The sequence below is a fragment of the Actinacidiphila polyblastidii genome, from assembly GCF_036353415.1.
Taxonomy (GTDB): Bacteria; Actinomycetota; Actinomycetes; order Streptomycetales; family Streptomycetaceae; genus Actinacidiphila; species Actinacidiphila polyblastidii.
Genome location: NZ_JAZEWV010000066.1, coordinates 1 through 6,388, shown reverse-complemented (window position 1 = coordinate 6,388; position 6,388 = coordinate 1). Strand labels below are relative to the sequence as shown.

The window sequence follows — 6,388 nt, the reverse complement described above, 5'->3', positions numbered from 1 at the left end:
GAGCGCCGGGTCGCCGTCGCCGTCGCGCTCGAAGGTGGGGTCGACGCGCGGGGCCGGGCCTGGCGGGCGATCACGGCGGCCGGCGCGGCGAGGCGGCGGGGCCGTCAGTGCGCCGTCGCCGGACCTGTGGTCGTGTCCGCGATGTCCGGACGCCGCAGGACCGTCCGGGCGTCGGCGAGCGTGGGAAAGACCTGCATGACGGCATCGAGGCCGACGATCTGGAACAGCCTGTCCAGGGGCGGGCGCAGCCCGACGATCCGCAGGTCGGTGCGCTGGTGGACGCGGATCAGCAGGTTCAGGAGGGTCGAGTCGCCGAAGGTGACGCCGCTGACGTCGAGGATCACGCCGGGCGCGGTCGCCAGGGCGGCCTGTAGTTCGGCCTCCAGGGGAGCCAGGTTGCTTGTGTCCAGGTCGCCCGCCGCCCTGACGACCGGCAGTGGGGCTCCGACGTGGTCCGTTGTCATCGGGCAAGTATGACGAAGTGCGGGTCATGGCGGGGCAACATGGTGATCCGCGTCGAACAAAGCATCGCAACCGTGATCCGCCCCGGCAGTTGGACGTCCCGTCATGCCTGGCCGGTGGCTGCCGCGAGGGCGGCTCGTGCCTTGGGCGCGAGGAGCGGGCTGAAGTGGGGGTTGATGGCCAGTGCCGTGGAGAGGTCGTCGCGCGCCGGGCCGGTGTTGCCGAGGGATCGCTGGATCATGGCGCGGTGGTAGTGGAACAGGGCGTTGCGGGTGCCCTGGGCCAGGGCCAGATCGGATTCCGCCAGGGCCTGCCGGTCCTGGCCTGCCGCGTGCAGCGCCCAGGCCAGTGCGTCGTGGGTGTCCATGAACGGACGGGTCTTCAAGCCCTGCCGGGCGATGGTGAGGGCGCGGGCCGGGTCGCCGTGGTCGGCTTCGAAGAGGGCGGCGTCGGAGTCGAGGGCGACGCCGTTGGCGGTGAAGAGCCTCTGCTCGGCGCGGAAGACCTGGTACTGCTGGTCGGCGTCCTTGGTGCGGCCCAGGGACTGGTAGAGCTCGCCGAGCTGGAGGACGTATTCGGGCTGGGGGACGCGCTGGACGGCTCGGGTGAGGTCGGCGATGGCGGGGCCGGTCCTGCCGAGGGCCGCTTCCGCGTGGCCTTTGGCCTGGAGCAGGGCGGTGGAGGTCGGGGCGGTGCGCAGGCCGGCCTGGGCCTGGGCCAGTTCGGTGGCGGGGTCACCGCTGTTGAAGGCGAGTTCGCCGAGGTAGTAGAAGGCGAAGGCGCGGTCGGAAGGGCCGGCGGCGTCGTTGAGGGCGCGTTGCATGTCGGCGCGGGCGGTGGGGATGTCGCCGCGCAGTTCCGCGACGTAGGAGGCCCGGGACAGGGACGGCGAGCCGGGGCGCAGGTCGACCATGTGCTGAACGGCGTCGGCGGCGTCGTCGTAGCGGCCGAGCTGGGTGTAGGCGTCGGCGAGGGTGCCGTAGAGGGACGCGTTGTACGGGTTCGCCTTGATCGCGCGCTGCGCCCAGGTCAGGGCCTGGGCGAAGTGGTGGCGGCCGGCTTCGAGTGCGGCCATGCCGCCCATCGCGGTGAAGTTGGCGCCCGTGTCCTGCTGCAGGGACCGCTGGAGGACGCCTTCCGCCTTGGGGTAGTACGTCGGGTCCGCGGTGGCTTTGGCCTGCTGCACGTAGTCCAGGCCCAGGGTGGCGAGCGCGACCGCGTCGTGGGGGCTCTGGCGCAGATGGGCCTGCACGCCGGTGATGTCCGCGGCCAGCGGGTCGGGCGGGGCGGCCGGGCCCTCGCCCGCGGTGACCTGAGCGGCGCTGGTCCCGGTCGGTGCGGCCGGCCAGGGGGCGAGGCCGAGGCCGCCGGCCAGGAAGAGCCCGACGCCCAGGGCGGTGGTGGCGCCGGCAGCCAGCAAGGGGTGTCGGTGCGGGCGGCGTCGGCGCAGGTGGAAGGTCAATGTCCGCTCCGGGTCGTTGCGGTCGGGGTGTGCGGCGAGGTGAGGGTGGCGTACACGACGACGTTGTCGCGGTAGCCGCCGCGTGCGGCGTCGTAGGCGCCGCCACAGGTGATCAGGCGCAGCGACGGAGGGCCGGCCAGCGCGTACACCTCGCTGTCGGGGAGGGCGTCCTTGTCGTACTGGCGCAGCGCCTTGACGGTGAAGGTGACGCGGGAGCGGTCGGCGCGGTCGATGGATATCTCGTCGCCCGGGCGCAGCGAGGAGACGCCGTAGAACGCGGCGGGCCCGGTCGTGGAATCGACGTGGCCGACGATTATCGCGGCGCCCGGGTCCCCGGGCCGGGGGCCCCCGCTCCACCAGCCGACCTGCGCGGGGTCCTCGGGGGCGGCGAGGTGGCCGTCCTGCTGCACGTCGAGCCCGACGAGCGGGTCGCTGAGCGCGATCCGCATGATCCGTATGCGGGTCGGTGGAGGAGCGGAGGGCACGGGAGCCGGGGCCGACGCGGCCGGCCGGGCCGCGGGCAGCGCCCCTATGTCGGCGTCCGCGGGCGGATGCGGCCGGATGACCAGCACGCAGCTCCCGGCGGCCGCGAGGGCCATGCCGAGGACCACGGCCGCGGAAGCGACCGGACGCCGGGGCGGTTGGGGGCGGAGCCCCGGCTGTCCGCCCTCCGGTGCGGAGGGCGGACAGCCGGGGCCGGTCGGACGGGTCATGCCCGACTCGCGCGCCGCCGGCGCAGGGCCATGACACCCGCGCAGGCCAGCAGCGCGCCGCCGCCCGCCGCGACCGCGGGCACCCAGGGGGAGCCGCCGCTGAACGCGGTACCGCCGAAGCCGGCTCCGACACCGCCGTCAGGGTGCAGGGAGTCCGCCTGGTTCACCGCGGCGGTGTTGGGCAGCGCCACGTACGGGAAGGTCCCGCTCGGCTGGCGATAGGGGGTGTCGACCGCGTCGCCCGCGGCGAGTGCGGGCACGGTCTTCCCGGTCTGGGCGGCGCCTTCGAGCGCCTGGAGCTCGATGTCGACGACGTCGTCGTTGAGCCGCCGGCCGTTGGGGAAGCCCTGGAGGTCGCCGCCGAGGACGCCGAGGCGGTTCGGGTTCGCGGTGGGCGCGACGGACATGTTCAGCCGCAGCTCCTCGGACGCGGTGAACTTGTTCTTGTCGACGTCGCCGTTGAGGAGCTGGGAGTTGAGGTCGGCCTTGATGGGACCGCACGCCTTGCAGATGCCGCTGAGGAAGATCTCCACCAGGTCGTTGCGGGGGGTCGCGGGGGCCGGGACGCCGTAGATGCTCTGGATGAGCTTGGGCACGATCGGGTTCTTGACCGCGTTCACGACCGGCGTGACGGTGTGGTCCACGTCGGGACTGATCGAGTTGAAGGCGTCCTTGTAGTTCAGCGGCACGACGACCTCGTTGACCAGCGGGTTGCCGAGACGGGAGACCTGGTGCCAGCCGCTCTGCCCGTCCCTGCCCGGCGCCTGTGCGGCGTCCTTGCCCTGCGTGTCACCGCCGGCGCTGCCGTGCGAGGCGGTGCCGCCCTCGGCGCCCTTGCCCGTCGACGCGGTGACCGCCGTGCCCTGGCGGTCGGTGGTGGACCAGATCCCGACCACGGGGTTGCGCGTGGCGTCGCCGTGCAGCGCCAGGTCCTTCTTGGGGACCTGGAGGGCGATGGTGTTGACGTTGTAGCCCGCCAGGGTGTTGTGGCCGGTCTCCTTGAGGTTGCCGCCGTAGAGCAGATCGAAGATCCTCAAGTCGAGGAAGAACGGGTCGGAGGACTGGCCCGCGAGGGTCTGCCCGCCGCCCGGCAGCGGCGTGATGGCCTGCTTGCGCAGCGAGGCGTAGTCGGGCATCGACGCCCTGCCGACGTTGGAGGGCGCCGCGGGTGCGTTCTGCAGCAGGGTCGTGGTGCCGGCGGCGTCGGTGCGCGTGAGCGTGTAGGTCTGGCGGAAGTTCAGGGTCGGGTCGTCGAGGTTGTTGACGACGCCGGTGTTGTAGAGGAACTGGTTCTCGCCGTCGCGCAGGTGGTCGGTGAACGACCAGGTGTAGGTGGTGTCGGCCTTGCCGTCGCCGTCACTGTCGATCTTGATGTTGTAGTGGGCGTCGTTGGCGAACGGATAGAAGTTCGGGCCGCCGTTGGGCTCCTCGAAGGGGATCCAGTCGGCCAGCAGCGTCACGGTGTCCGGGTTGTCCGGGCTGGTGAAGGCGTAGACGTCGGTGTTGTCGGCCTTCGGGTCGCCCGCGATCAGCGGCGCCTCCCGGTGGCTGGATGCCGAGCTGACACCGGGCGCCAGACCGGTCAGTGCGGCGGCGCCCAGCAGGGCGACGGTCCCGGCGCCGGCGAGCGTGCGCTCGGCCGCGCGGAGTGAGGGCTTTCGGCGTGGCAGGCGGAAGGAGCGCATGGGCCATCCGTTTCAGAGGAGGGCCGCCACCTTCTTCGGGGTGCCGGCCACAGGCGTGGACGCTCGAAGCCCCACACGGAACCGTCAGGCGCACACCAGTCGAAGGTGGCGACCGCTCGTCAAGATGCCCGTCATGCGGCTTAAGCTACACATAAGTCATCACTCGCCACGGCGGCCCGCAACGCCGCAGGGCCGAACGGGGTCCCCTACCGCCCTGCTCGGAGCCGTCCGGGTGGACGAGAACCTCCCAGCGGTCGCCGCAGCGGCCACCGAAGGCGGCGCGAAGGCGTACTGCGGGCGCAGGAAGGCCCTGCGGCTCACTCCTCGGCGGCTCGCGGTTCCAGCGGGGGGACCGGCGACGGCGGGGGAGACGGGGTCCAGCGCTCCTCGATGCGGCCGAACTTCCACACCAGCAGGGCGCACGCCCAGGCGGCGGCGAACAGGCCCACCACCGCGAAGCCCACCGTGTTGAGGTCCACCCCGCTCACCCATCCCCAGAAGCCGCCGGTGAGGGAGAGCTTGTCGGCGAGCAGGGCGAGCAGTTCGACCGTGCCGATGATCAGGGCGACGGCGACGGACAGGCCGGTGACGGTGAGGTTGTAGTAGATCTTCCTGACGGGACGGGAGAAGGCCCAGCCGTACGCGGCGTTCATGAACGAGCCGTCGATCGTGTCCAGCAGGCTCATTCCGGCCGCGAAGAGCACCGGCAGGCACAGGACGGCGTACCAGGGCAGGCCGGTGGCCGCTCCCGACCCGGCCAGCACCAGCAGCGCCACCTCGGTGGCGGTGTCGAAGCCGAGGCCGAAGAGCAGTCCGACGGGGTACATCTGCCAGGGTTTGTCGATCGACCGCATCACCCGTCCCAGCACCCGGTTCAGCAGGCCGCGTCTGTCGAGCTGCTCCTCCAGGGCGCGCTCGTCGAACTGACCGTTGCGCATGGTGCGCAGCACCTTCCAGATCCCGGTCAGCACGACGAGGTTCACCGCGGCGATGGCGTACAGGAAGGTTCCGGAGACCGCGGTGCCGATCAGCGCGGTCATGCGGTGCAGCGGGGAGTCGTCGTCCTTGAGGGGGCCCGCGAGGGATTTCAGGCCGAGGGAGAGCAGCAGCGTCAGGGCGAAGACGACGCTCGAGTGGCCGAGCGAGAACCAGAAGCCCACCGACACCGGCCGCCCTCGGCCTTGGTGGAGGAGCTTGCGGGTGGTGTTGTCGATGGCGGCGATGTGGTCGGCGTCGAAGGCGTGCCGCATGCCCAGGGCGTAGGCGGTGAGGCCGATCCCCAGGCCGAAGGACTGGCCGTTGACGCGGTAGTGGGCGGGCGCGACCACGGCCATGAGGGTGCACCAGCCGATGAGGTGCAGGGCGAGGACGAAGGCGGCCATCGCCGCCAGCCTGCGCCGTTCCTCGCGGGTGAAGAGCCGTGCCAGGCGGCCCGCGCGACCTCCTGCGGCAGCCGCGTCGGCGGTCGATGCGTCGGCGGGTACGGCGAGGGGTCGTCCGGTCGTGGCCATACGCCCTCGCCTTCTGTCCGTGCACTGCGCAGCAGCCGCGTCGAGCATGCTCCTGCAATGTATGTGCAGATAGCTCGACACGGCAGGAGCGCGCGGGGTGTTCGGCGGGGCGCACGGAAGCGCGCCGAGAACGGCCAGTCCTCCCGGCACGCCCCCGCTTGGGCCACTGGGTGGGTGCTTTATGGGCCATCGGGGTGGAGTCGGCCGCCCCGAGCAGTTCGCAGCCGAAGGGACGCGAGCAGAGCGGGAGTGTAGAGCGTGTGGCCCGCTGGGCCGCCCCCGCTTCTCTCCGCTCCTGGCTCCTGACGCGCGGATGCGTCTGGCCCGTCTTCAAGGACAGCGATGATCTTCTCCGCGGGTGCCCGTACCCGTCGCCTGCGCCGTGCGGTGGTGGTGGTGCTGGCCGCCGTGCCCGCTGTGATGGGGGTGGCGGCCGGCGAGGCGTCCGCGCACCCGCTGGGCAACTTCACCGTCAACCGCTACGACGGCCTCACGTTCCACCCCGACCGCGTGGAGGACCTCGCGGTCGTGGACAGCGCGGAGATCCCCACCCTC

General features: G+C 72.1%; 5 protein-coding genes and 1 pseudogene. 1 reads left to right on the top strand and 5 read right to left on the bottom strand.

Features of this window, described 5'->3' with window-relative positions; translation table 11 throughout:
- Window positions 1-104: 104 nt before the first annotated feature.
- From V2S66_RS34175 to nicT, 5 genes are all read right to left on the bottom strand, one after another.
- Complete coding sequence (locus tag V2S66_RS34175; protein ID WP_330800975.1) at window positions 105-464, bottom strand: STAS domain-containing protein; 360 nt, start codon at window positions 462-464, stop codon at window positions 105-107.
- Window positions 465-565: 101 nt separating this feature from the next.
- Window positions 566-1,882 (bottom strand): tetratricopeptide repeat protein, encoded by a 1,317-nt coding sequence (locus V2S66_RS34170; protein ID WP_330800973.1) that lies wholly within the window; start codon window positions 1,880-1,882, stop codon window positions 566-568.
- A 38-nt stretch (window positions 1,883-1,920) separates the two neighbouring features.
- A complete protein-coding gene (locus V2S66_RS34165; protein ID WP_330800971.1) occupies window positions 1,921-2,523 on the bottom strand; it encodes a class F sortase in 603 nt (200 codons plus the stop codon).
- A 110-nt stretch (window positions 2,524-2,633) separates the two neighbouring features.
- A complete protein-coding gene (locus V2S66_RS34160) occupies window positions 2,634-4,322 on the bottom strand; it encodes a DUF4331 domain-containing protein (protein ID WP_330800969.1) in 1,689 nt (562 codons plus the stop codon).
- 317 nt (window positions 4,323-4,639) lie between these two features.
- Window positions 4,640-5,833, bottom strand: coding sequence for a Nickel transporter NicT (nicT, locus tag V2S66_RS34155; protein ID WP_413966547.1), 1,194 nt, complete (start codon window positions 5,831-5,833; stop codon window positions 4,640-4,642).
- Window positions 5,834-6,175: 342 nt separating this feature from the next.
- Between nicT and V2S66_RS34150 the strand changes: the two are divergent.
- Window positions 6,176-6,388 (top strand): annotated as a pseudogene (locus V2S66_RS34150) (nickel/cobalt transporter); the annotation flags it as partial.

Bases quoted from the DNA above. Each gene is read 5' to 3' on its own strand.
- V2S66_RS34175 (WP_330800975.1), bottom strand. From the start codon at position 464: ATGACAACGGACCACGTCGGAGCCCCACTGCCGGTCGTCAGGGCGGCG.
- V2S66_RS34165 (WP_330800971.1), bottom strand. From the start codon at position 2,523: ATGGCCCTCGCGGCCGCCGGGAGCTGCGTGCTGGTCATCCGGCCGCAT.
- V2S66_RS34160 (WP_330800969.1), bottom strand. From the start codon at position 4,322: ATGCGCTCCTTCCGCCTGCCACGCCGAAAGCCCTCACTCCGCGCGGCC.
- nicT (WP_413966547.1), bottom strand. From the start codon at position 5,833: ATGGCCACGACCGGACGACCCCTCGCCGTACCCGCCGACGCATCGACC.